Raw genomic sequence first — 24,549 nt, 5'->3', positions numbered from 1 at the left:
TCAGGCCTCCGGGATCTCGAACTTGCTGGTGCGCTGCATGCCGGCGGCGCGCCCCTTGCCGGAGATGACCAGCGCCATCTTGCGGCTGGCCTCGTCGATCATCTCGTCGCCGAGCATCGCCGAGCCCTTCTTGCCGCCCGCCTCGGAGGTGTAGTAGTCGTACGCGTCCAGGATCAGCTCGGCGTGGTCGTAGTCCTCCTGCGAGGGCGAGAAGATCTCGTTCGACGCCTCGACCTGACCGGGGTGCAGCACCCACTTGCCGTCGAAACCGAGGGCCGCGGCTCGCTGGGCGACCTCACGGTAGCCGTCGATGTTGCGGATCTGCAGGTAGGGGCCGTCGATCGCCTGGAGGTTGTTGGCGCGGGCGGCCATCAGGATCTTCATCAGGATGTAGTGGTAGGCGTCCGCCGGGTAACCGGGCGGCTGCTCGCCCACGACCAGTGACTTCATGTTGATCGAGGCCATGAAGTCGGCCGGGCCGAAGATGATCGTCTCCACGCGCTGGGAGGCCGTGGCGATCTCGTTGACGTTGTTCAGGCCCTGCGCGTTCTCGATCTGTGCCTCGATGCCGATCTTGCCGACCTCGAAGCCCATCGTCTTCTCGATCTGGGTCAAAAGCAGATCGAGGGCGACGACCTGCTGGGCCGTCTGCACCTTCGGCAGCATGATGCAGTCGAGGTTCTGGCCGGCGCCCTCGACGACGGTCACGACATCGCGGTACGTCCACTCCGTCGTCCAGTCGTTCACGCGCACGACCCGCGTCTTGCCGGTCCAGTCGCCCTCGTTGAGGAACTTCACGATGGTGTGCCGAGCCTCGGGCTTGGCGAGCGGGGCGCAGGCGTCCTCCAGGTCGAGGAAGACCTGGTCCGCCGGGAGGCCCTGGGCCTTCTCCAGGAAGCGCGGGTTGCTTCCCGGCACTGCGAGGCAGGAGCGCCGCGGGCGAAGGCGGTTCACCTGAGGAACAGGGCTGGTCATGCGAGGACCTCCGTGCTGATGGGGGGGTTGAGCTTGTTCGCTTTGCGGATCTCGTCGACGATACGGCCGATGATCCCGGTGATGTCGAAGTCCTTCGGGGTGAACACCGCGGCCACTCCGGCGGCCCTGAGCCGGTCCGCGTCGGCGTTCGGGATGATCCCGCCGGCGATCACCGGGATGTCGCCGGCCCCCGCCTCCCGCAGCCGCTCCAGCACGTCCGGGACCAGTTGGGCGTGCGAGCCGGAGAGGATGGAGAGCCCGACCGCGTGCACGTCCTCGGCGAGGGACGCGTCCACGATCTGCTCCGGGGTGAGCCGGATGCCCTGGTAGACCACCTCGAAGCCCGCGTCACGGGCCCGCACGGCGATCTGCTCGGCCCCGTTGGAGTGCCCGTCAAGGCCGGGCTTGCCGACCAGGAAGCGGAGCTTGCCGACGCCCAGGTCCCGCGCCGTCAGGTCCACCTTGCGGCGGACCTCCGCCATGGCCGAGCCCTCCTCGGCGGAGACGGCCACCGGAGCCGACGAGACACCGGTCGGCGCCCGGAACTCGCCGAACACCTCGCGCAGGGCCCCGGCCCACTCGCCGGTCGTCACCCCGGCGCGGGCGCACTCCAGGGTGGCCTCCATGAGGTTGTCGGTGCCCTTCGCGGCCTCCTTCAGCCGCTCCAGCGCCTTGCACGGGCGCGGGTGGTTGAAGGGTGGCTGGTAACGGGTGTCGCGCCAGTTCCGGAGCGACTCGATCACCCGCGCCTCGACCGCCGGGTCGACCGTCTGGATGGCCGCGTCCAGGTCGGCGGTCAGCGGGTTCGGCTCCGTCGACTCGTAGATGTTGACGCCGACGATCTTCTCCTCGCCGGACTCGATCCGGGCCCGGCGCTCGGCGTGCGAGGAGACCAGCTGCGACTTCAGGTAGCCGGACTCGACGGCGGACATCGCGCCGCCCATCTCCTGGATCCGCTCGATCTCGGCGAAGGACTCCTCGACCAGCTCGGCCACCTTCGCCTCGATGACATGGGAGCCCTCGAAGATGTCCTCGTACTCCAGCAGGTCGCTCTCGTGCGCCAGCACCTGCTGGATGCGCAGCGACCACTGCTGGTCCCAGGGCCGGGGCAGGCCCAGCGCCTCGTTCCAGGCCGGCAGCTGCACCGCCCTGGCCCGTGCGTCCTTGGAGAGCGTCACGGCCAGCATCTCCAGCACGATCCGCTGGACGTTGTTCTCCGGCTGCGCCTCGGTCAGCCCGAGAGAGTTGACCTGGACGCCGTACCGGAAGCGCCGCTGCTTGGGGTTCTCGATGCCGTACCGCTCGCGGGTGATCCGGTCCCAGATGCGGCCGAAGGCCCGCATCTTGCACATCTCCTCGACGAAGCGGACGCCCGCGTTCACGAAGAAGGAGATGCGTGCGACGACCTCACCCATGCGCTCCTCGGGCACCTGGCCGGAGTCGCGCACGGCGTCGAGGACCGCGATCGCCGTGGACATCGCGTACGCGATCTCCTGCACCGGCGTGGCCCCTGCCTCCTGCAGGTGGTAGCTGCAGATGTTGATCGGGTTCCACTTCGGGATGTGGGAGACCGTGTACGCGATCATGTCCGTCGTCAGCCGGAGCGAGGGTCCCGGCGGGAACACATGGGTGCCCCGCGACAGGTACTCCTTGACGATGTCGTTCTGGGTCGTGCCCTGGAGCCGGGTGATGTCCGCGCCCTGCTCCTCGGCGACGACCTGGTAGAGCGCCAGCAGCCACATGGCGGTGGCGTTGATCGTCATCGAGGTGTTCATCTGCTCCAGGGGGATGTCCTGGAACAGCCTGCGCATGTCACCGAGATGGGCCACCGGGACGCCGACCCGGCCGACCTCGCCGCGGGCGAGGATGTGGTCGGAGTCGTAGCCGGTCTGGGTCGGCAGGTCGAAGGCGACCGACAGACCCGTCTGCCCCTTGGCGAGGTTGCGCCGGTACAGCTCGTTGGACGCCTCGGCCGTGGAGTGACCGGCGTATGTGCGCATCAGCCACGGCCGGTCCTTTTCCTTTTGCGCCGGAGGCGCAGTGCGCTGTGTGCCGGTGTCGACGTTCCTCAGCCCGCGACCGCTTCGCTCCCTTGTCTTCGTCTCTTTCGACACCGGCGCGCACTGCGCCTCCGGCGCGGCCTCCCGCTTGCCGCCATCGGCGGGCTGACGCTCACTCATCTTGGACCTCAGATGTTCCGGAAGCGGTTGATGGCGTCGATGTGCTGGGCGCGCTTGGCGTGGTCGCGCACACCGAGGCCCTCCTCGGGGGCGAGCGCGAGGACGCCGACCTTGCCCTGGTGGAGGTTGCGGTGCACGTCGTACGCGGCCTGCCCGGTCTCCTCCAGGGAGTAGACCTTCGACAGCGTCGGGTGGATCTTGCCCTTGGCGATCAGGCGGTTGGCCTCCCAGGCCTCGCGGTAGTTTGCGAAGTGGGAGCCGATGATCCGCTTCAGTGACATCCACAGGTAGCGGTTGTCGTACTCGTGCATGTAGCCCGAGGTGGAGGCGCAGGTGGTGATGGTGCCGCCCTTGCGGGTGACGAAGACGCTGGCACCGAAGGTCTCGCGGCCCGGGTGCTCGAAGACGATGTCGATGTCCTCGCCGCCGGTCAGCTCGCGGATGCGCTTGCCGAAGCGCTTCCACTCCTTGGGGTCCTGGGTCTGCTCGTCCTTCCAGAACTTGTAGCCCTCGGCGTTGCGGTCGATGATCGCGTCGGCGCCCATGGCCCGGCAGATGCCGGCCTTCTGCTCGCTGGAGACGACACAGATCGGGTTGGCGCCGCCGGCCAGCGCGAACTGCGTGGCGTAGGAGCCGAGTCCGCCGCTGGCGCCCCAGATCAGCACGTTGTCGCCCTGCTTCATGGCGGCGCCGTTGCGGGAGACCAGCTGCCGGTACGCGGTGGAGTTCACCAGACCCGGTGCGGCGGCCTCCTCCCAGCTGAGGTGGTCGGGCTTCGGCATCAGCTGGTTGGACTTGACGAGCGCGATCTCGGCGAGGCCGCCGAAGTTGGTCTCGAAGCCCCAGATCCGCTGCTCGGGGTCGAGCATCGTGTCGTTGTGGCCGTCGGAGGACTCCAGCTCGACGGAGAGGCAGTGCGCGACGACCTCGTCACCGGGCTTCCAGGAGTTGACTCCGGGGCCGGTGCGCAGCACGACGCCCGCGAGGTCGGAGCCGATGATGTGGTACGGCAGGTCGTGACGCTTGGCCAGCTCGCTGGTGCGGCCGTAGCGCTCCAGGAACCCGAAGGTCGACAGCGGCTCGAAGATCGAGGTCCACACGGAGTTGTAGTTGACCGAGGAGGCCATGACGGCCACCAGGGCCTCGCCGGGGCCGAGCTCGGGCACCGGGACCTCGTCCAGGTGGATCGACTTGCGCGGGTCCTTCTCACGGGTCGTCATGCCCGCGAACATCTCCGTCTCGTCCTTGTGCACGGTGATCGCGCGGTACGACTCGGGGAGCGGCAGAGCGGCGAAGTCGGCGGACGTGGAGTCCGGCGACTGGATCGCGTCCAGGATGTCCTTCACGGTGGTGCCTCCGGCGACGAGCGTCCTCGCGGGAAGACGCTGTTGAGGGTTACGTCGGGTGCTGCTGCTGGGTGGTGATGCCGTCGGTTCGGCGGAGGTGGTGCTTCGGCGGCGCTGTGTGTGGCGCGGAGGGTTGCCTGTGACGCAGGCGTCCGGGCGCGCGGACCGAGGTCTGCGGGGACAGTCGGCGTACGGGGTTCATCCGCACTCCGGCCGCCCGGACTCCTTCAACGTATGGCACGCCGTGTCACCTCGCAAGGCACCGAGTGCCAGAAAGTTCGCTCAGGTGAAATCTTTACGCAACACCTGAGCGATGATCGATCAGGTGGGGGTGGAAAAAGGCCTCTGACGTGCCAAAACGGCCACCCCGGGGGGTGGCCGTTCTCACAGTTACCGTTGAGTAGATCGAGGTTTCGAGCGCGGTTCCGGAACGGATCAGCGGTCGCGGAGCGCCTCTTCGATGGTCCGCATGACCTCGTCGAGCGGGGCGTCGGTGCGGGCGACGGTCACCAGGACCTCGCCGTGCGTGGACGTCGTCGCGGCGGCCGGCTCGGGCGCCAGGGTGCGGCCCGCGCCGATGCCCGTGCCGAAGGTCTTGCGGACGATGGCGAAGGCGTGGTCGAGCTGGGTCTCGACGTCGCCCTGTCCGCCGGATCTGAGCCACCGCCGCAGCACGTGGTTGTGCGCGGTGACCACGGCGGACGCGGCCACCTCGGCGAGCAGCGGGTCGTCGTTGCCGGCGTCGTGGTGGGCGTGCTCGTCGAAGTGGCCCAGCAGATAGCGGGTGAAGAGGCGCTCGTAGCGGGCCACGGAGGCGATCTCCGCCTCCCGGAGGGTGGGGACCTCACGGGTCAGCTTGTAGCGGGCGACCGAGATCTCCGGCCGGGCCGCGTACATCTTCATGACCTCCTTGATCCCGCGGCACACCGTGTCGAGCGGATGCTCGTGCGGGGGCGCCGCGTTGAGCACCGCCTCGGCGCGGATCAGGGTGTCGTCGTGGTCCGGGAAGATCGCCTCTTCCTTGGAGCGGAAGTGGCGGAAGAAGGTGCGGCGGGCGACCCCGGCCGCCGCCGCGATCTCGTCGACGGTGGTCGCCTCGTACCCCTTGGTCGAGAACAGCTCCATGGCCGCGGCCGCCAGTTCCCTGCGCATCTTCAGGCGTTGGGCGGCGGCACGACTTCCCGCGGCGCTCTCCGGAGCGTCGGGCGCAGCTGGTGTACGTGAGGACTTGGCGGGCTGGGACATGCCCCGAACGTACTGCATCCGTGCAGGAGAGTGCGCGTGAGCGGCCATCGTTCCGCCCGGCCGGGACCGGGGTGGGACCAGGTCGGCGGCCGGGGCGGCGGGGGAGGGGCCGGGCACGGAGACGGCGGACCGGGACGCCGAGGGGCGGCTGCCCGGGCCGAGCAGACCGCCCCAGTCCGCCTCGGCCGCCGGGCCGACGGAACGGCTCGGACCGACCGCCGACTTGCCGGCACGGCTTGTGCCGGCCGTCGACGGTGCGGGAGGGCCTGTGCCGGCCGCCGGCGTTGCGGGACGGTTTGCAGCCGTCGGCCGAGGCTCCGGTCCGGGATCCGCCGGGCGGCGCCCCGGCCCGGTCCTTGTCGTCGGCCCGTCCGAGGGCGCGCCGGTCGGCGCCGGGGACGCCCGGTCCGTCGCCGCCGGGCCCGGTCGGCGGGCCGACGACAAGGATGCGGGGCCCCCGGCCGTGCCGAGCTCGTCGCCCGTCCCGTCAGCGCTTGGCATATTCGCGGAAGCCGCGGCCCGTCTTGCGGCCGAGGCAGCCCGCGGCCACCAGGTGCTCGAGAAGCGGCGCCGGGGCCAGTCCCGGGTCGCGGAACTCGCGGTGCAGCACCTTCTCGATGGCCAGCGAGACATCCAGCCCGACCACGTCCAACAGCTCGAACGGGCCCATCGGGTAGCCGCCGCCCAGCTTCATGGCCGCGTCGATGTCGTCCAGCGTCGCGTAGTGCTCCTGCACCATCTTGATCGCGTTGTTCAGGTACGGGAACAGCAGCGCGTTCACGATGAACCCGGCCCGGTCGCCGCAGTCCACCGGGTGCTTGCGGACCTTCGCGCACAGCTCGCGGACCGTGGCGTGCACGTCGTCGGCCGTCAGCACCGTACGGACCACCTCGACCAGCTTCATCGCCGGCGCCGGGTTGAAGAAGTGCATCCCGATCACGTCCTGCGGACGTGAGGTGGCGCGGGCGCAGGCGACGACCGGCAACGAGGAGGTGGTCGTGGCGAGGATCGCGCCCGGCTTGCAGACCTTGTCGAAGGTCGCGAACAGCTGCCGCTTGACCTCCAGGTCCTCGGCCACCGCCTCCAGCGCCAGATCGACATCGGCGAAGGCGTCGTAGGAGCCGGCCGGAGTGATCCGGTCCAGGGTCTCGGCGGCGGCCTCGACCGTCATACGCCCCTTGTCGACGGAGCGGGCCAGCGACTTGCCGATCCGCGCCTTCGCGGCCTGCGCCTTCTCCTCGCTGCGGGCGGCGAGCACGACCTCGTACCCGGCCTTCGCGAACACCTCGGCGATCCCGGACGCCATGGTGCCGGAGCCCGCGACACCGACCGAGCGGACGGTGCGCCCGGCGACCGTGGCGACCCCGTCCCGCGGCGTCAGTGCGTCCGGCACGACCGTGGCGGATCCGGGCGCCTCGTAGGAGTAGAAGCCGCGCCCCGACTTGCGGCCGGTCAGGCCCGCCTCGCTGAGCTGGCGGAGGATGGGCGCCGGTGCGTGCAGCCGGTCGTGCGAGGCCGCGTACATGGCCTCCAGGACCGTGCGCGCGGTGTCGACGCCGATGAGGTCCAGCAGCGCCAGGGGGCCCATCGGCAGCCCGCAGCCGAGCCGCATGGCCGCGTCGATGTCCTCGCGGGAGGCGTACTTGGCCTCGTACATCGCGGCGGCCTGGTTGAGGTACCCGAACAGCAGCCCGTCGGCGACGAAACCGGGCCGGTCGCCCACCGCGACCGGCTCCTTGCCCAGGTCGAGGGCGAGATCCGTGACGGCCGCGACGGCCTGCGGCGCGGTCAGCACCGAGGAGACGACCTCGACCAGCTTCATGGCGGGCGCCGGGTTGAAGAAGTGCAGACCGAGGACCCGCTCCGGACGCGCCGACTCCGCCGCCAGCCGGGTCACCGACAGGGCGTTGGTGCCGGTGGCGAGCACGGCCTCCGGCCGCACGATCGCGTCGAGTTCACGGAAGACCTGCTGCTTGATCTCGTACGACTCCGGGACCACCTCGATCACCAGGTCGGCGTCGGCCGCGGCCTGGAGGTCGGTGAAGGTGCGGAAGCGGGCGAGGGCGTCACCGCGCTCCCGCTCGGTGATCCGCCCACGGGTCACGGCGCGCTCGGTCGCGGCCTCCAGGGCCGCGACGGCACGCGCGCCGGCGGCCTCGCTGATGTCGATGCCGACGACCTCGCGGCCGGCCCGGGTCAGCACCTCGGCGATACCGGTGCCCATGGTGCCGAGACCGACCACAGCGATCGTCTGGAACGGGGATTGCGCGGACAGGGGGGACAGCGACGAGTCGGAAAGGGGAGTGGCCATCGCGGGACTCCAGGAATGAGGGTGACGACTGAGGGAAGCGCCGCGGATACGCGAAGAGCGCGCAAGCGGCGCGTGGGGCGCGGGTGTTGGTGATGCCGGGCTGATGAACGCACACGCCCGGTGCCGTCGCCACGGGGCGTGCACACGCCCGGGGAACGGCTGAACCGACCGGCCCTGTCCCGAGGCTGAGCCGTACTGGTACGCGGACATCGAAACTCCGGGTACCGAACCGACTGTGCTCGCGACGGCTGCGTCACCAAACCGTCGAGAGCGAACACGAGTGGGTAACTCGCTCGTCTGAGCTTAACCGGTGGGTAACGAGCGCGCCAGCCCTCGTGTTTGTGACGTACGTCCCGAAGGGTGTTCGCGAAGCGCGTTCACGCCCGTACGCTCGGTCGCATGGACGAAGAGTTGCGATCACTCACGGAGCGTGTGCGGGGCGAGTCGGGAGGCTCGGCGGAATGGGAGCGGCTCGTCACGACCGAGTCCACGGACGAGTTGGCGGCGGTGCTCACCGAACCGGGGCAGCCGCTGTGGGCGCGGGAGTTGGCGGCGTTCAGGCTGGGGGTGGCGGGGGACCGCCGGGCCTTCGAGGCGCTGGTCCTGCTCCTCAACCACCGCGATCCCCCGCGGTGCGCCTCCGCCGCGTACGCGCTGGCCCGGCTCGGCGACCCGCGCACCGCGCGGGCGGCCGCCGCCCTCGCGACGAACGAACTCCGGGTCGCCTATGCCCTGCACCCCGTGCGGTTGCTCGTCGAGCTCCGGGCGCCCGAGGCGGTGCCGGCGCTGATCACCACGCTGCGGCGCCGCCTCGGTCCGCACGACCCCTACCGCCGGGTGGCCTTGGCCTGTGTGGAGGGGCTGGGGGCGTTGGGGGACAGCAGGGCCGAGCCCGTCCTGAAGGACGCCCTCGCCCATCCGAGGCTCGCGGAGGCGGCGGTGCGGGCGCTGACGCGAATTCCCCGCCAGCGGTAGCGCTCCGCTCTCAGGGCCGTGGTTCGGCTGCGGGTCGGTGACGGGCCGTGGTTCGGCTGCGGGTGCGTGGGGGTTCTCGCGCAGTTCCCCGCGCCCCTCAGCGGTGTCGTGCGTAACGAACCTCGGGAACTTCCACCCCCTCCACCTCGAAGGGCTCCTCCATGCCGTCCGGCGTGAAGCCGTGGTGTTCGTAGAAGCGGCGGGCCCGGACGTTGTCCTTCAGCACCCACAGGAGCATCCGGTCGTGGCCGACGGCCTCGCAGCGTTCGGCGCACGTGCGCAGAAGCGCCGCGCCGACCCCGCCGCCCCAGTGGCCGGGGTGGACGTAGAGCGCGTACAACTCGGCGTCCTCGGTACGGACTTCGCCGTCGCGGTAGGGGCCGTACGCCGCCCAGCCGACGATTTCGCCGGCCCGCTCGGCGACCAGGTTCACCACAGGGTTGCCGGGCTTCAGGAGCAGCTCGCGCCGTCGTTCCGCGTCCTCGGTCACCCGCATCGCGTCGAGGTACGACCGGGGTACGAGCCCGGCGTACGCGGTCCGCCAGCCCGCCACCCGTATCTCCGCCACGGGACGGCAGTCGGCCGGCGTCATTTCACGGACGCCGAGGTCATGGGGGGTGTCGTTCATGACGGCACCCTAGGCGGGGCGGCCGTGGGAGTCCCGTGGTTTTCGGCGGGCCACTCCCACGGCCGGGGCTCAGCCGCGGAAGCCCAGCAGGCCGTGCAGCGTCGAGCCCCGGGACGAGGCGGACGCGGCCCGCTTGCTCAGGGGCTTGGGGTCGGGGAGCTTCGCACAGACGGCGTCGACCTCGCCCGTGCCGCGCGGCACCCTGCCGTCGGTCAGGTACGCCGCCAGGTGCTTGTCCAGACAGGTGTTGCCGCTCAGCGAGATGCCGTGGTTCCCGCCGCCCTGCTCGACCACCAGGCTGGAGTTCCGCAGCAGCTGGTGCGTGGCGACCCCGCCCTCGTACGGGGTCGCTGCGTCGTCCGTCGCCTGGAGGATCAGGACGGGCGGCAGCGCGGTGTTGGAGACGTCCACCGGATCCAGGGCCTCGGTCGGCCAGAACGCGCAGGGCGCGTTGTACCAGGCGTTGTTCCAGGTCATGAAGGGCGCCTTCTCGTACGCCGTCCAGTTGTCGTCGCGCCACTCGGCCCAGTCGCGCGGCCAGCGTGCGTCGCGGCACTGCACCGAGGTGTAGACGCTGTAGCCGTTGTCACCGGCCGCGTCCACGGCGCCGAAGTTCTCGTAGGCCTCGACCAGAGGGTCGTCGTTCTTCTTCTTCGCGTAGGCGGCGAACGCCTCGGCGAGATGGGGCCAGTAGCCGTCGTAGTAGCCGCCGGGCATGAAGGTGTCCTCCAGCTCGGAGGGGCCCACCTTGCCGTCCGCGGGTCTGCGGGCCAGCGCCGCCCGCATGGCGTACCACTTGGCCTCGATCTTCTCCGGGTCGGTTCCGAGCCGGTACGTCTTGTCGTTCTTGGCGATCCACGCCATCAGTGCCCGGTGGCGGTCGTTGAACGCGTGGTCCTGGCGGAGGTTGTCGTCGTACCAGACGCCCGACGGGTCGACGACGGAGTCCAGCACCGCGCGCCGCACCCGGTGTGGGAACAGCTTGGCGTAGACGGCGCCCAGATAGGTGCCGTACGAGTACCCGAAGTAGTTGATCTTCTTGGCGCCGAGGGCCGCGCGGATGGCGTCCATGTCCTTGACCGAGCTGACCGTGTCGATGAACGGCAGCACGTCCGCGTACTTCTTCGCGCAGGCGTCGGCGAAGGCCTTGGCGCGCTTGAGGTTGGCCCGCTCGGTCTGCGCGTCGGCCGGCAGGGAGTCGGGGCGCACCGGCCCGAAATGTCCGGGTCGGCAGTCGAGTGCGGGCTTGCTGGCGCCGACGCCGCGGGGGTCGAAGCCGATGACGTCGTACTGCGCCGCCACCTTCTTCGGCAGCGAGGACGCGACGAATCCGGCCAGGGTGCGGCCGCTGCCGCCGGGGCCGCCCGGATTGACCACCAGGGGACCCTGGTACTTCTTCGCGGTGTGCGGGACGCGGGACAGGGCGAGCGTGATCTTCCTGCCGTCCGGCTCGCCGTGGTTCAACGGCACTTTCAGGGTGGTGCACTGGAGCGTCGGATAGTCGCCTGTGGCGCACTTCTTCCAGGCGAGCTTCGCCGTCGGAGCGGCGGCGAGGGCGCCACTCGCGCCGGCCGGGACCGCCGTGACCATTCCGGCCAGCACGGCGGCGGCACCGCACAGAGCGGCTGCGCGTTTCTTCATCAGTCAGGCCTCCCAGGACGGAGGAACGCGGGCCGTGCAGACCACGGCCTTCGTCGCATGGTCCCGGAGCGGGCCTCCGAAGGAACTCGTGCCGGTGAGAGTTGACCCGATCGGGGCGCTGGAAGCGCCCGGATGCCCTGAGGGAGGGTCAGAGCAGCGTCAGCTGTGTCGGTTCCGGGTCCCGTACCGGTTCCGGTGCGACCGGCTCGCGCGCGGGTGCCCGTCGCGGCAGCTCCGCGCGCCGGGGTCCCATGCCGTACTCCTGGGCCAGCTCGTGGACCTGACGGGTGATCTGCCGCTGGTACCACTTGGGGGCGTAGGCGCCCTCCGCGTACAGCAGCTCGTACCGCCGTACGAGATGGGGGTGGTGGCGTTCCAGCCAGGCCATGTACCACTCGCGGGCGCCGGGCCGCAGATGCAGCACCAGGGGGGTCACCGAGGTGGCGCCGGAGGCGGCGATCGCCCGCACGGTGGCGCGCAGCCGGTCGGGGTGGTCGCTGAGGAAGGGGAGCACGGGGGCCATCAGCACCCCGCAGCCGATGCCGACGTCGGTGAAGGCCCGCACCACGTCGAGTCGGCGCTCGGGGGCGGGCGTGCCCGGCTCGACCGTGCGCCACAGCTCGGGGTCGGTGAAGCCGACGGAGACCGAGATGCCGACCTCGGTGACCTCCGCGGCCTGTCGGATCACATCCAGGTCGCGCAGGATCAGCGTGCCCTTCGTCAGGATCGAGAAGGGGTTCGCGTGATCGCGCAGGGCGGCGATGATGCCCGGCATCAGACGGTAGCGGCCCTCGGCGCGCTGGTAGCAGTCCACGTTGGTGCCCATGGCGATGTGCTCGCCGTGCCAGCGCGGTGAGGCGAGCTGCCGGCGCAGCAGGTCGGGGGCGTTGATCTTCACCACGATCTGGGAGTCGAAGTCGAGGCCCGTGTCGAGGTCCAGATAGCTGTGCGTCTTGCGGGCGAAGCAGTAGACGCACGCGTGCGTGCAGCCCCGGTACGGGTTCACCGTCCATTCGAACGGCATCCGCGAGGCGCCCGGCACCCGGTTCACGATCGTCCTGGCCCGGACCTCGTGGAAGGTCATGCCGCGGAACTCGGGAGTGTCGAAGGTGCGGCTCGTCACCATGTCCGCGCCGAACAGCGCGGCGTCCCGGGCCGTGACGGGGTTCTCGGCCAGATGGTCCCAGCGCATGGACGCCTCCTCGGTTGCCCTCGCCCCAGAATAGAACACATGTTCCCTTGATCGTGCGAACTGGTTTTCGAACATCGTGTGGAGGTCTCGTCGGGGGCCCTCGGGCCGTCCGCTCCGGGCCCTTGACGCGGTCCGCTACGGGGCCCCGGGGCCGTCCGCCCCGGGCCCTTCGGGCGCCCCGATTTGGGCCCTCCGGCCGGGGGGTGGTTGGCTTTCCGCACATCCCCGAGTTACCAAGTGCTGGAGGAAGTGCAATGGCGCAGGTCGAGGCCACGACCGAACGAGTCGTAGCGGCGGACGCGGAAACGGTGTTCGACACCCTGGCCGAGTACAACGGCGCGCGCGAGAAGCTGATGCCGCAGCACTTCAGCGAGTACGAGGTGCGCGAGGGCGGCGACGGCGAGGGCACCCTCGTCCACTGGAAGCTCCAGGCCACCAGCAAGCGTGTCCGCGACTGCCTCCTGGAGGTCACCGAGCCCTCGGACGGCGAGCTCGTCGAGAAGGACCGCAATTCCTCCATGGTCACCGTCTGGCGGGTGACCCCGGCCGGTGAGGGCAGCTCCCGCGTCGTCGTCACCACCACCTGGCAGGGCGCCGGCGGCATCGGCGGCTTCTTCGAGAAGACCTTCGCCCCCAAGGGCCTCGCCCGGATCTACGACGCCCTGCTCGCCAACCTCGCCGCCGAGGTGGAGAAGTAGCACGCAATGCGCGGTGCGCCCGGCCCAACGGGCGACCGCCCGGGGCGCGTTGGAGTCCTCACCGGTTCGAGTGGATCTCCTTGGCGCTCCCCGGAATGCCGTAACTCGCCGCACTTGCCGACAGTTGCCGCTTGACGCGGGAATTGTGCGGTAAGTGCGACGAGGGGAGCGGTACGCATGGGCGCGACCACACTGGTGAAGGACGAGCCGACCACCACACCCGCTCCACCGCCACCGGCGGACGGGCCTGCCCGACTCGGCCCGCACCGCGTCCGGATGGTCTTCTCCGCCCTGCTGCTCGTCCTGCTCCTCGCCGCGCTGGAGCAGATGGTCGTCGCCACCGCCCTCCCCGAGATCGTCGGGGAGCTGCACGGCGCGGACCGACTGTCCTGGCCGATCACGGCCTATCTGCTCACCGCCACCGTCACCCTCCCCGTCTACGGCAGGCTCGGTGAACTCCACGGCCGCAAGGGCGTCCTGCAGTGCGCGCTCACGGTCTTCGTGGCCGGCTCCGCGCTCGCCGGGTTCTCCCGGACCATGGACCAGCTCATCGCGTTCCGCGCGCTCCAGGGCGTCGGCGCGGGCGGCCTCATGATCGGCGTGCAGGCGATCATGGCCGACATCCTGCCGACCCGGAACCGGGGGCGCTGGCTGGGCCTGGTGGGCGCCGTCTTCGGCCTCGCCTCCGTCGCGGGCCCGCTCCTGGGCGGCGTGCTCACGGATCACGTCGGCTGGCGGTGGTGCTTCCACCTCAACGTGCCCGTCGGGCTCCTCGCGCTGGCCGTCGTCACCTTCGCGCTGAGACTGCCGCCGTCCACGGCCAAGGGGCGCCTCGACGTCGTGGGGGCGGTGCTGCTGGCCACCGCCTCGACCTGCGCCGTCCTGCTGGCCGGTTGGGGCGGCACCACCTACGCCTGGACCTCGCGGCCCGTCCTCGGCCTCGCCGCCGGCGCGGTCGCCGCCACCGTGCTCTTCCTGGTCGCCGAGCGGTTCGCGCCCCAACCCCTCATCCCCCTACGGCTGTTCAGGGACCCGGTCTTCGTCGTCACCGGCCTGGTGGGGATCGCCATCGGCATCGCCCTCTTCTGCGCCGCCGGTTACCTGCCGACCCAGCTGCGGATGGTGGGCGGGATCTCCGCCACCGAGGCCGGGGTGCTCATGCTGCCGATGACCGCCGGCATCGTCGGCGCGTCCGTGGTCTCCGGCCGGCTCATCGACCGCACCGGCCACTACCGGACCTACCCCGTCCTCGGCTGCGCCCTGGCCGCGCTCGGCGTGTGGCTGCTGTCCCGTCCGGGGACGGACGCGTCCCGGCTCCAGTTCGGCATCTGGACCGCCGTCCTCGGCGCGGGCATCGGCATGGTGATGCCGGTCCTGATCCTCGCCGTGCAGAACTCCGTGCGCCCCGCCGACATCGGGCCCGCCACCGCGGCCGGCAACTACCTCCGGCAGGTCGGCGGCGGCGTGGGCGTGGCCGCCTTCGGCGCGCTCCTCACCGCCCGGCTGACCGACCGCCTCCCCCAGCGCCCGGGCGCCGTGCTCCCCGACCCCGGCTCGCTCACCCCGGACCTCGTCCACACCCTGCCGCACCCCCTGCGGGAGGCCTACGTCCAGGCGTACGCGGACGCCATGCCGGGGATCTTCCTGTACCTCACGCCGGTGCTCGTCCTCGGGCTCCTCGTCGCCTGCTTCCTCAAGGAGAGGACACCGGTGCCCGTCGACGAGGTGCCCGCCGACCCGGCCCCCGAGCCCGAGCCCACGGACACGCCCCCCGTCCAGATCCCGCAGGCCCGTTCGCCGTACGTCCCCGGCGTCGCCGTCCCCGTCCGCGGCACGGTCCGGCTCTCCGACGGCAGGGTCGTGACCCGGGCCGCGCTCACCCTCATCGACGCCGGGGGCCGGCAGGCCGGGCGCGGCGGCAGCGGCGACGACGGGCGATACGCGCTGTCCACCCCGGGGCCGGGCGCGTACGTGCTGATCGCGGCCGCCGGGGGCCACCAGCCGCAGGCCGTGAGCGTCACCGTCGGGGAGGGGCCCGTCGAGGTCGACATCGTGCTCGGCGGCGCGGGCCGCCTGGCCGGGACGGTACGCACGGCGGACGGCCGGACGGTGAGCGACGCGACCGTCACGCTCACCGACGTCCACGGCGAGGTCGTCGTGACGACCCGCAGCGGGGAGTGGGGCGAGTACCTCGTCACGGAGCTGGTCGCGGGCGAGTACACCCTCGCGGCGGGTGCCCACTCCTACCGGCCGGCCGCGCTGCCCGTCACCGTCCGGGCCGCCCGCGAGACACGCCAGGACATCGAGCTCGCCGGGGGCGCCGTCCTGCGGGGCACGGTCCGCGCCGGGGCCGGCCGGCCGGTGGAGGACGCGCGCGTGACCCTCCTCGACGCCGCCGGGAACGTCGTCGACACGGCGACCACCGGCATCGACGGGACCTTCCGGTTCGTCGACCTGTCCTGCGGCGAGTACACGGTCATCGCCACCGGCTATCCACCCGTCGCGACGGTGCTCCAGGTCGCCTCCGGCTCCAGGACGGAACAGGACCTCCACCTCGGCCACGCGGACTGAGGTGCCGGCACTCGGGGGCGCGCGGACCATCGTGCGCCGCCCGTGTGGCCTGCGCGTGCGCCGGAGGCTCCCAGGGAGCAATTTGCGTATTGCCACACATCGCAACGCTACGCAGCCGTACGGTAGTGGGGGCGGCGCAGATCTTGCGAGCCATGGGAAGAAAGGGCCTTGGCCATGGACCGTGGCACCGACACGGGCGCGACTACCGGCCTCGTAGCCGGTGACGAGACGCCGGAACACGCCGCCGTCGGCCGGATTCCCCTGGCCGTCGTCGTGGTCGACCGCGCCGGGCTCGTGTCGCACTGGAGCTCCGGCGCACGCCGGCTCTTCGGCACGACCAAGGACGAAGCGGTGGGCCACCCCGCCCTCGACCTGCTGCCCGTCTCCGGCGCCCTCCCCGACGAGGACGACATCCTGCTCCGCGTGGCCGACGGCGCGTACGACGTCCTCGGCCACGACCTGGAGACCTCGCTCGACGGGCAGCTCTCCTACCCGGCGGCCGGCCGCGCCCGGCTCACCGTGCCCGGCCGCGGCAGGATCGACGTCCTGTGGTGGGCGTACCCCCTGGTCGGCCCCGGCCGGGAACGGCTGCTGGTGCTGGCCGCCGACGCGGAGACCCTGCGGCGCGAGGACGGGGCGGACGTCGCCGTCGAGCGCATCGCCCCTGGATTCGCCCTGCACACCGACTTCCCCGGTGCCGAGGAACTCGCCCGCAGGCTCCCCGAGATCCTGCCCAGCATGAGCGTCGGCGAGGGCGCCCGCATCGTCGCCCAGGTTCTCGAACTCGGTTATCCGGTACTGGAGTTCAGCCAGAACAACCGGGTGCCCGTCACCCCTGACTGGGGCGTGCCCCGGCGCGCGGGGCGACGGGCCCGCCGGGAACGGGCCGCGCGCGCCGTCGCACAGGGGCTGACGGTGCCGGAGGACGCGCCGGACGAGGGCGAGGACCTCGAACACGCGGCCGTGCGCGAGCGTCTGGAGTTCCTCAACGAGGTCAGCGGGCGCATCGGCACCTCCCTCGACCTCTCCCGGACCATCGTCGAGGTCAGCAGGGCGGTCGTGCCCCGCTTCACCGACGTCGCCGGCACCTATCTGCGCGAACAGGTCGTCGCCGGCGAGGGGTTCCCGGATGGGGTGCCCGACACGACGACCATGTGGCACCGGGTGGCCGTGGAGCACACGGACGAGCCGGGTCGCTGGGACGACGTCGTGCCCGTCGGCGAGGCCATGCCGTTCCCGGCGCACACCCCGTTCTTCCAGTGCATGACCACCGGCGAGCCCGTCCTCGTCCCGCGCATCACCGAGCAGATGGGGCACGCGATCGCCGCGCAGTTCGAGAAGCGCGACATCCGGCCGCTGATCACGGGCCGCTCCATGCTGGTCGTGCCCCTGAAGGCCCGCAACGTCGTCCTCGGCTTCATGATCCTGCTGCGCCACCCGGAGCGCGAGGTCTTCGACGACATGGACCGCGTGACCGGCGCCGAACTCGCCGCCCGGGCCGGCCTCGTCCTCGACAACGCCCGGATGTACACCTACCAGGAGAACGTCGCCGAGACGCTCCAGGACAGCATGCTCCCGCAGATCGAGGCCCACATGACGGGCTGCGACATCGCCACCCGCTATCTGCCGGGCACCCTGCTCGGGCGGGTCGGCGGCGACTGGTTCGACTCGGTGAAGCTGCCGGGCGCCCGCACCGCGCTGGTCGTCGGCGACGTGATGGGGCACGGCCTCAACTCGGCCGCGATGATGGGCCAGTTGCGCACGGCCGTGCAGACCATGGCTGCCCTCGATCTGCCGCCCGCGCAGCTCCTGCGCAACCTCGACGACCTCGCCCAGCGCCTCGGCGAGCACTATCTCGCGACCTGCCTCTACGCCGTCTACGACCCCATCGCGAGCGAACTGCACCTCGCCAACGCGGGCCACATCCCACCCGTGCTGGTCCGCGCGGCGGACGGCCGCAGCGAACTGCTCGACCTGCCCACGGGCGCGCCGATCGGCGTCGGCGGGGTGGCGTTCGAGGCGGTACGCGTGCGCGTGGAGCCGGGTGACCGGCTCGTGATGTGTACCGACGGGCTGGTCGAGATGCGCGGCGAGGACATCGGCGTGGGCCTCGCGACGCTCTGCGAGTCCGCCGCCCACCCGGCCGCCTCCATGGACGACGCCTGCGACACGATCATCCGCGCCCTCAACACACGCGGCGGCCGAAAGGACGACGTCGCCCTGCTGATGGCGCGGCTGAGCGGCATCGAGCCCGAGGACGTCGCCGAGTGGCGTCTCGCCCCCGACCCGGTCGAGGCGGCCCGCGCTCGCGCCGCCGTCCGCGAACAGCTGTCCGTCTGGGGCCTCGACGCCCTCACGGACACCACCGCGCTCCTGGCCGGCGAACTCGTCACCAACGCCGTACGGCACGCGCGTGGGCGCCGGATCGAACTGCGTCTGGTCCGTGGCGACACCCTGCTGTGCGAGGTCTACGACGACGATCCGACGCTGCCGACCCTGCTCAGCGCGGCACCGACGGACGAGTTCGGCCGTGGACTGCGTGTCCTGACCGCCCTGGCCCGCGAGTGGGGGACCAGCCGGACGGGCGCGGGCAAGACCGTGTGGTTCGAACTGACCCTGCCGAGGCGGCGCGCGTGATCCGAACGCGGGGTGAAGGTACGCGCACGGCGCTTGTCTCCGGCTGCCGGGCAGGGTAGACCGATCTGGGCCGTCACAGCGGCGGCCGTGTCGCTGGTCGGGGGTAGGGCATGAGTGTGACGAGTCGGTACCGGGACGCCTGGGAGGGGTTCTGGCGGGAGGCCTCCGACGAACCGGGCGCCGTCTTCTGGGACGCGGGGCCCGAGCGGACCGCGGCCGTTCATCTGGCGCTCTTCGAGCCCTACCTGACCGCGGCGGACCTCCCCCTGGTCGACCTGGGCTGCGGCAACGGCACCCAGACCCGCTTCCTGGCCGACCGCTTCCCCCGCGTCATCGGCGTCGACCTCTCCGGCGCCGCCCTCGACCGGGCCCGCGCGGCCGACCCGGACGGCCGGGCCGCCTACCGTGTGCTCGACGCGGCCGACAAGACGGACGCCGAAGCCCTCCACGCCGACCTCGGCGACGCCAACGTCTATGTGCGCGGCGTCCTCCACCAGTGCGAGCCCGACGACCGCCAGCGACTCGTGGACACCGTTGCCACGCTGCTGGGCGAACGCGGCCGGGTCTGCCTCGTCGAACTGGCCGAGGCCGCGAAGCCCGTTCTCATGGGCCTCGCGGCCGACCCGGCCGGTCCTCCCGCCAAGCTCGCCCCGATCTTCCGGCACGGCATCGCCCCCGGCGAGGTCACCGACGCCGCGGTCCCCAAGTACCTGCGTGCCGCCGGTCTCACCGTGGTGGCCAGCGGTGAACTCCCGCTGGCCACCACGGAACACACCGCGGACGGCACCCGCCTCGAACTGCCGTCCAGGTGGTACGTGGCCGGCCGCACGGCCTGAGGCCGGGCGTCGCGGGCGGACGGCGAGGTGACGACAGGCCCCGGTCCACGCCTCGGTGGGCCGGGCCGGTGAGAGTTATCCACAGGTCTGCCACGGATCGTCGTGAGCGCGTACGGTTCGAGCCATGAAGATCCTCATCAGCGCCGACATGGAGGGCGCCACCGGTGTCACCTGGCCGGCCGACGTGCTGCCGGGGACACAGCAGTGGGAGCGGTGCCGTTCGATGTTCACCTCGGACGTGAACGCCGCCGTGCTCGGGTTCCTCGACGGCGGGGCCGACGAGGTGCTGATCAACGAGGCGCACTGGACGATGCGCAACCTGCTGCTGGAGGAGCTGGACGAGCGCGCCCAGATGCTCACCGGCCGCCACAAGGCGCTGTCCATGGTGGAGGGCGTGCAGCACGGGGACGTGGACGGCATCGCGTTCGTGGGCTATCACGCGGGCGCCGGGATGGAGGGCGTCCTCGCCCACACCTACCTGGCGAACTCCATCACCGGGGTGTGGGTGAACGACGAACGGGCCAGCGAAGGCCTGCTCAACTCGCATGTGGTGGCCGAGTACGGGGTACCGGTGGTGCTGGTGACCGGCGACGACGTGGCGTGCGAGGACGCCCTGGGCTATGCGCCCGAGGCGCTCAAAGTGGCGGTCAAGGACCATGTGTCGCGGTACGCGGCGGTGTGCCGCACCCCGGCGAGAACGGCCGCGGACATCCGCGCGGCGGCGAAGGAGGCCGCGGCGCTCGCCGTACGGCACGAACCGGTCAGGGGCGGCCCGTTCACCGTGGCGCTGGAGTTCGACGCCGAGCATCTGGCGATGGCCGCGACCGTGGTGCCCGGGGTGGTCCGTACCGGTGAACGCAAGGTCGCGTACACCAGCCCGACGATGTACGAGGGAATCCGCACCTTCAAGGCGGTCACCACGATCGTCTCGGCCGCGGTGGAGGAGACATATGGCTGAGCAGACGGCACCCGTGGACCAGCGGGCGCTGGACGAGGTGGTCCGGTTCACCTCCGACCTCATCCGCATCGACACCACCAACCGTGGCGGCGGGGACTGCCGGGAGCGGCCGGCCGCCGAGTACGCCGCCGCGCTGCTGGCCGAGGCGGGCCTGGAGCCCACACTGCTGGAGCGCACCGAGGGCCGGACCAACGTGGTGGCGCGGATCGAGGGCACCGACCCGTCGGCGGACGCCCTGCTGGTCCACGGTCATCTGGACGTCGTGCCCGCCCAGGCCGCCGACTGGACCGTGCACCCGTTCTCCGGGGAGATCCGCGACGGTGTGGTCTGGGGGCGGGGCGCGGTCGACATGAAGAACATGGACGCGATGATCCTCGCCGTCGTACGCCAGTGGGCGCGCACCGGCGTGCGCCCCCGCCGGGACCTCGTGATCGCGTTCACCGCCGACGAGGAGGCGAGCGCCGAGGACGGCTCCGGGTTCCTCGCCGACCGGCACGCCGCTCTCTTCGAGGGCTGCACCGAGGGCATCAGCGAATCGGGGGCCTTCACCTTCCACGACGGCGGCGGCCGGCAGATCTATCCGATCGCGGCGGGGGAGCGCGGCACCGGCTGGCTGAAGCTCACCGCACGCGGCCGGGCCGGCCACGGCTCCAAGGTGAACCGGGCCAACGCCGTGACCCGGCTGGCGGCGGCCGTCGCCCGGATCGGCGCCCACGAGTGGCCCCTGCGGCTCACCCCGACCGTCCGCGCCGCCCTCACCGAACTCGCCGCGCTGTACGGCGTCGAGGCCGACCTCGACGGCCCGGGCGGCGTCGACCGGCTGCTCGACAAGCTCGGCCCGGCCGCCGCCCTGGTCGAGGCGACCGTCCGCAACAGCGCCAACCCGACCATGCTGGACGCCGGTTACAAGATCAACGTGATCCCGGGGGAGGCCGCCGCACGTGTGGACGGACGGTATCTGCCCGGCGGCGAGGACGAGTTCCGGGAGACCCTCGACCTGCTCACCGGACCGGACGTGGAGTGGGAGTACGAACACCGGGAGGTGGCGCTCCAGGCGCCGGTGGACTCCACCACGTACGCGCGGATGCGGGCAGCCGTCGAGGAGTTCGCGCCCGAAGGGCACGTGGTGCCGTACTGCATGCCGGGCGGCACCGACGCCAAGCAGTTCTCGCGGCTCGGCATCACCGGCTACGGCTTCTCGCCGCTGAAGCTTCCCGAGGGCTTCGACTACGCGGCGCTCTTCCACGGCGTCGACGAGCGCGTCCCCGTGGAGGCGCTCCACTTCGGCGTCCGTGTGCTCGACCGCTTCCTGCGGACGGCCTGACCGATGAGACTCGGGGGACGAAGGGACATGGGGGACAAGGTGCAGACCCTGGCGTACGGTTCGTGGCCCTCGCCGATCGACGCGGCGCTCGCCGCCGCGCACGACGGGCATCCCGAGTTCGTGGGCTTCGTCGGCGACGAGGCCTGGTGGACCGAGCCACGGCCCGCCGAGGGCGGCCGGCGCACCCTGGTGCGGCGCACGGCCGACGGCACGGAGGAGTCGGTCCTGTCGGCCCCGTGGAACGTGCGCAGCCGCGTCATGGAGTACGGCGGGCAGCCCTGGACCGCGGTCCCGCGGGACACCGGCCACCTCGTGGTCTTCGCGAACTTCGCCGACCAGCGCCTCTACGGGTTCGAACCGGGCGGCGAGCCCCGCCCGCTCACCCCGGTGTCGCCGGTCGGCGGCGGCCTGCGCTGGGTGGACCCGAGACCGCACCCGGAGCGGGACGAGGTGTGGTGCGTCCTGGAGGAGTTCACCGGCGAGGGGCCCACCGACGTCCGCCGGGTCGTCGCCGCCGTACCGCTGGACGGCTCGGCGGCCGAGGACCGGGGTGAAGTACGGGAACTCACCGACGACAGCCGGCGGTTCGTCACCTGCCCCCGGCTCTCGCCCGACGGCCACCGTGCCGCCTGGCTCGCCTGGGACCACCCCAGGATGCCCTGGGACGGCACGTCGCTGCTGGTCGCCGAGGTGACCGAGGACGGCCTGCTCGGCACGCCCCGGACCGTCGCGGGCGGCCCGGAGGCGTCCGTCGCCCAGGTCGACTGGGCCGCCGACGGCACCCTCGTGTACTCCAGCGACACCACCGGCTACTGGAACCTCTACCGCCTCGACCCCGACGGCGGCGACCGCACGGCCCTGTGTGCCCGGGAGGAGGAGTTCGGCGGCCCGCTGTGGAAGGTCGGCTGGCGCTGGTTCGCGCTGCTGGAGGGCGGGCTGGTCGCCGTGATCCACGGGCGGGGCGCCACCGCGCTCGGCGTCCTCGACCTGGAGACCGGCCAGGTCGTGGACGCGGCCGGACCATGGACGGAGTTCGCGCCCTCGCTCGCCGTGCGCGGCGGCCGGGTCCTCGGCATCGGCGCCAGCCCCCGCAGCGCCTACGAGGTGGTCGAACTGGACGCGGCCACCGGCGACGCCCGGGTGGTCGGAGCCGTGCACGACGACCCGGTGGACCCCTCCTACTACCCCGAACCCCAGATCCGCAGCTTCCTCGGCCCCGCCGGACGCGAGATCCACGCCCACGTCTACCCGCCCCACAACCCCGGCGCCGTCGCCTTCAGCACCGAGCTGCCGCCCTACGTCGTCTGGGCCCACGGCGGGCCCACCAGCCGCGCGCCGCTGGTCCTGGACCTCGCGATCGCCTACTTCACCTCACGCGGCATCGGCGTCGCCGAGGTCAACTACGGCGGGTCCACCGGATACGGACGGGAGTACCGCAACCGGCTGCGCGAACAGTGGGGCGTCGTCGACGTCGAGGACTGCGCGGCCGTCGCGCTCGCCCTCGCCGACGAAGGCACCGCCGACCGGACCAGGCTGGCCATCAGGGGCGGCAGCGCGGGCGGCTGGACCGCCGCCGTGTCCCTCACCGCGACCGATGTATACGCCTGCGGAACCATCCTGTACCCCATCCTCGACCTCGCGAACTGGGGTTCGGGGGAGACGCACGACTTCGAATCCCAGTATCTGGAGACTCTAGTGGGTCCCCTGACCGAGGAGCCGATGCGGTACGCGGAGCGGTCGCCCACCGAGCACGCCGACCGGATCAAGGCGCCGTTCCTACTGCTCCAGGGCCTCGACGACGTGATCTGCCCGCCCGCGCAGTGCGAGCGGTTCCTCGCCCGGCTGGACGGGCGGCGGGTGCCGCACGCCTACCTCGCCTTCGAGGGGGAGGGGCACGGCTTCCGGCGGGCGGAGACGATGGTGCGGGCCCTGGAGGCGGAGCTTTCGCTGTACGCGCGGGTCTTCGGGTTGAATCCTCCGGGTATCCCAACTCTGGAGCTCGCCAAGTGACACCCGTGATACCAGTGACACCCGTGACATCAGTGACGCCGCTGACCAGACCGGCTCGCCTCGTCCCCGGCGCCCGGGTGGCCGTCGTCGCGCCCAGCGGACCGGTCGCCGAGGAACGGCTCAGCGCCGGGCTGGACCTGCTGCGCGGCTGGGACCTCGACCCCGTCGTCGCACCCCACGCATTGGACCGGCACCCCGAGTTCTCCTACCTCGCGGGCACGGATGCCGACCGGGCCGCCGACTTCCAGAGCGCCTGGTGCGACCCCTCCGTGTCCGCCGTGCTGTGCGCCCGCGGCGGCTACGGCGTCCAGCGGATGGCCGACCTGCTCGACTGGGACGCGATCCGGGCCGCGGGCCCCAAGACACTCGTCGGGTTCAGCGACATCACGGCGCTGCACGAGGCGTTCGCCACCCGCGCCGGACTGGTCACCCTGCACGGCCCCATGGCCGCGGGGGTCGACTTCCTGAAGAACACCCGGGCCCAGGAACATCTGCGTGCCACCCTGTTCTCCCCCGAGTCGGTCCGCACGATCCGGGCCGTCGAAGGCAGTGCCGCCCTCGTACCGGGCCGGGCGCGGGGCGTGCTCCTCGGCGGTTGCCTCTGTCTGCTCGCGGCCGAGCTGGGCAGTCCCCACGCCCGGCCATCCGCCCGGGGCGCGCTGCTCTGCCTGGAGGACGTCGGCGAGGAGACCTATCGCCTCGACCGCTATCTCACCCAGCTCCTGCGCGCGGGCTGGCTCGACGGGGTCGTCGGCATCGTCCTCGGCTCCTGGGCGGAGTGCGAACCGTACGAGAAGGTGCGGGCACTGCTCGTCGACCGGATCGGCGGGGCCGGGGTACCGGTGGTGGAGGAGTTCGGTTTCGGACACGGGGAAGGGGCACTGACGATCCCCTTCGGGGTGACGGCGGAGCTGGACGCGGAGGCGGGGACGCTGACGCTGGACGAGCCGGCGCTGATCTGACGACCCGCGCCGCCCCCGGCCGACTGCCCGACGCCTCTCCCACCAGGCGCGTCTGGGGCG

The 24,549-nt window shown here is 71.8% G+C and carries 17 protein-coding genes; 9 read left to right on the top strand and 8 right to left on the bottom strand.

The annotated features are described in order from the left end of the window. The 5 genes from P8T65_RS08425 to P8T65_RS08405 all read right to left on the bottom strand — a co-directional run bounded on the left by P8T65_RS08425 (position 1) and on the right by P8T65_RS08405 (position 8,057). Positions 1–975: a CoA ester lyase gene (locus tag P8T65_RS08425; protein ID WP_215450560.1), complete on the bottom strand. Its 975-nt coding sequence runs from the start codon at positions 973–975 to the stop codon at positions 1–3. Continuing rightward, entirely contained in the window at positions 972–3,047 is a 2,076-nt protein-coding gene (locus P8T65_RS08420) for a protein meaA (RefSeq protein WP_316731520.1), read from the bottom strand. Before P8T65_RS08420 ends, P8T65_RS08425 begins: the two co-directional genes overlap by 4 nt. Before the next feature lie 116 nt (positions 3,048–3,163). Next, positions 3,164–4,501 (bottom strand): crotonyl-CoA carboxylase/reductase, encoded by a 1,338-nt coding sequence (gene ccrA / locus P8T65_RS08415; RefSeq protein ID WP_316724738.1) that lies wholly within the window; start codon positions 4,499–4,501, stop codon positions 3,164–3,166. Positions 4,502–4,936: 435 nt separating this feature from the next. Beyond that, a complete protein-coding gene (locus tag P8T65_RS08410; protein ID WP_230213611.1) occupies positions 4,937–5,746 on the bottom strand; it encodes a TetR family transcriptional regulator in 810 nt (269 codons plus the stop codon). Between the two features lie 487 nt (positions 5,747–6,233). Further along, entirely contained in the window at positions 6,234–8,057 is a 1,824-nt protein-coding gene (locus P8T65_RS08405) for a 3-hydroxyacyl-CoA dehydrogenase family protein (RefSeq protein ID WP_316724734.1), read from the bottom strand. A 399-nt stretch (positions 8,058–8,456) separates the two neighbouring features. Here P8T65_RS08405 and P8T65_RS08400 point away from each other — a divergent pair, with 399 nt between their 5' ends. Then, on the top strand, positions 8,457–9,032 hold the full coding sequence (locus P8T65_RS08400; RefSeq protein ID WP_316724733.1) for an adenylosuccinate lyase: 576 nt from the start codon (positions 8,457–8,459) through the stop codon (positions 9,030–9,032). Between the two features lie 97 nt (positions 9,033–9,129). On the opposite strand, the gene P8T65_RS08395 is transcribed toward P8T65_RS08400, so the two are convergent. The 3 genes from P8T65_RS08395 to P8T65_RS08385 form a co-directional block, all read right to left on the bottom strand. Continuing rightward, positions 9,130–9,660 (bottom strand): GNAT family N-acetyltransferase, encoded by a 531-nt coding sequence (locus tag P8T65_RS08395; protein WP_316724732.1) that lies wholly within the window; start codon positions 9,658–9,660, stop codon positions 9,130–9,132. Between the two features lie 69 nt (positions 9,661–9,729). Next, on the bottom strand, positions 9,730–11,301 hold the full coding sequence (locus tag P8T65_RS08390) for an alpha/beta hydrolase (protein WP_316724731.1): 1,572 nt from the start codon (positions 11,299–11,301) through the stop codon (positions 9,730–9,732). A gap of 148 nt (positions 11,302–11,449) precedes the next feature. Then, entirely contained in the window at positions 11,450–12,493 is a 1,044-nt protein-coding gene (locus P8T65_RS08385) for an Rv2578c family radical SAM protein (protein WP_316724730.1), read from the bottom strand. Positions 12,494–12,747: 254 nt separating this feature from the next. Between P8T65_RS08385 and P8T65_RS08380 the strand changes: the two genes are divergently transcribed. The 8 genes from P8T65_RS08380 to P8T65_RS08345 all read left to right on the top strand — a co-directional run bounded on the left by P8T65_RS08380 (position 12,748) and on the right by P8T65_RS08345 (position 24,489). Beyond that, on the top strand, positions 12,748–13,191 hold the full coding sequence (locus P8T65_RS08380; RefSeq protein WP_012999610.1) for an SRPBCC family protein: 444 nt from the start codon (positions 12,748–12,750) through the stop codon (positions 13,189–13,191). A 177-nt stretch (positions 13,192–13,368) separates the two neighbouring features. Beyond that, positions 13,369–15,762, top strand: a complete 2,394-nt coding sequence (locus tag P8T65_RS08375) for an MFS transporter (RefSeq protein WP_316724729.1) — start codon at positions 13,369–13,371, stop codon at positions 15,760–15,762. A gap of 174 nt (positions 15,763–15,936) precedes the next feature. Further along, positions 15,937–18,399: a SpoIIE family protein phosphatase gene (locus P8T65_RS08370; protein ID WP_316724728.1), complete on the top strand. Its 2,463-nt coding sequence runs from the start codon at positions 15,937–15,939 to the stop codon at positions 18,397–18,399. A 110-nt stretch (positions 18,400–18,509) separates the two neighbouring features. Then, positions 18,510–19,235 carry a class I SAM-dependent methyltransferase gene (locus P8T65_RS08365; RefSeq protein ID WP_316724727.1) on the top strand — a complete coding sequence of 242 codons (726 nt, stop codon included), beginning with the start codon at positions 18,510–18,512 and terminating at the stop codon, positions 19,233–19,235. Between the two features lie 124 nt (positions 19,236–19,359). Beyond that, positions 19,360–20,193 (top strand): M55 family metallopeptidase, encoded by an 834-nt coding sequence (locus P8T65_RS08360; RefSeq protein WP_316724725.1) that lies wholly within the window; start codon positions 19,360–19,362, stop codon positions 20,191–20,193. After that, on the top strand, positions 20,186–21,517 hold the full coding sequence (locus tag P8T65_RS08355) for a M20/M25/M40 family metallo-hydrolase (protein ID WP_217178221.1): 1,332 nt from the start codon (positions 20,186–20,188) through the stop codon (positions 21,515–21,517). The genes P8T65_RS08360 and P8T65_RS08355 overlap by 8 nt, the downstream gene beginning before the upstream one ends. Before the next feature lie 27 nt (positions 21,518–21,544). Next, complete coding sequence (locus tag P8T65_RS08350) at positions 21,545–23,527, top strand: LpqB family beta-propeller domain-containing protein (protein WP_316724724.1); 1,983 nt, start codon at positions 21,545–21,547, stop codon at positions 23,525–23,527. 32 nt (positions 23,528–23,559) lie between these two features. Next, positions 23,560–24,489, top strand: a complete 930-nt coding sequence (locus P8T65_RS08345; protein ID WP_316731519.1) for an LD-carboxypeptidase — start codon at positions 23,560–23,562, stop codon at positions 24,487–24,489. Positions 24,490–24,549: the final 60 nt, after the last annotated feature.

Origin of the sequence: Streptomyces sp. 11x1, from assembly GCF_032598905.1 — a bacterium.
In the GTDB taxonomy this organism is placed as follows: Bacteria; Actinomycetota; Actinomycetes; order Streptomycetales; family Streptomycetaceae; genus Streptomyces.
This window is presented reverse-complemented; position numbering and strand designations above follow the sequence as displayed.

Coding starts and splice junctions, on each gene's coding strand:
- P8T65_RS08425 (WP_215450560.1), bottom strand. CDS start 975: ATGACCAGCCCTGTTCCTCAGGTGAACCGCCTTCGCCCGCGGCGCTCC.
- P8T65_RS08410 (WP_230213611.1), bottom strand. CDS start 5,746: ATGTCCCAGCCCGCCAAGTCCTCACGTACACCAGCTGCGCCCGACGCT.
- P8T65_RS08405 (WP_316724734.1), bottom strand. CDS start 8,057: ATGGCCACTCCCCTTTCCGACTCGTCGCTGTCCCCCCTGTCCGCGCAA.
- P8T65_RS08400 (WP_316724733.1), top strand. CDS start 8,457: ATGGACGAAGAGTTGCGATCACTCACGGAGCGTGTGCGGGGCGAGTCG.
- P8T65_RS08395 (WP_316724732.1), bottom strand. CDS start 9,660: ATGAACGACACCCCCCATGACCTCGGCGTCCGTGAAATGACGCCGGCC.
- P8T65_RS08390 (WP_316724731.1), bottom strand. CDS start 11,301: ATGAAGAAACGCGCAGCCGCTCTGTGCGGTGCCGCCGCCGTGCTGGCC.
- P8T65_RS08385 (WP_316724730.1), bottom strand. CDS start 12,493: ATGCGCTGGGACCATCTGGCCGAGAACCCCGTCACGGCCCGGGACGCC.
- P8T65_RS08380 (WP_012999610.1), top strand. CDS start 12,748: ATGGCGCAGGTCGAGGCCACGACCGAACGAGTCGTAGCGGCGGACGCG.
- P8T65_RS08375 (WP_316724729.1), top strand. CDS start 13,369: ATGGGCGCGACCACACTGGTGAAGGACGAGCCGACCACCACACCCGCT.
- P8T65_RS08370 (WP_316724728.1), top strand. CDS start 15,937: ATGGACCGTGGCACCGACACGGGCGCGACTACCGGCCTCGTAGCCGGT.
- P8T65_RS08365 (WP_316724727.1), top strand. CDS start 18,510: ATGAGTGTGACGAGTCGGTACCGGGACGCCTGGGAGGGGTTCTGGCGG.
- P8T65_RS08360 (WP_316724725.1), top strand. CDS start 19,360: ATGAAGATCCTCATCAGCGCCGACATGGAGGGCGCCACCGGTGTCACC.
- P8T65_RS08355 (WP_217178221.1), top strand. CDS start 20,186: ATGGCTGAGCAGACGGCACCCGTGGACCAGCGGGCGCTGGACGAGGTG.
- P8T65_RS08350 (WP_316724724.1), top strand. CDS start 21,545: ATGGGGGACAAGGTGCAGACCCTGGCGTACGGTTCGTGGCCCTCGCCG.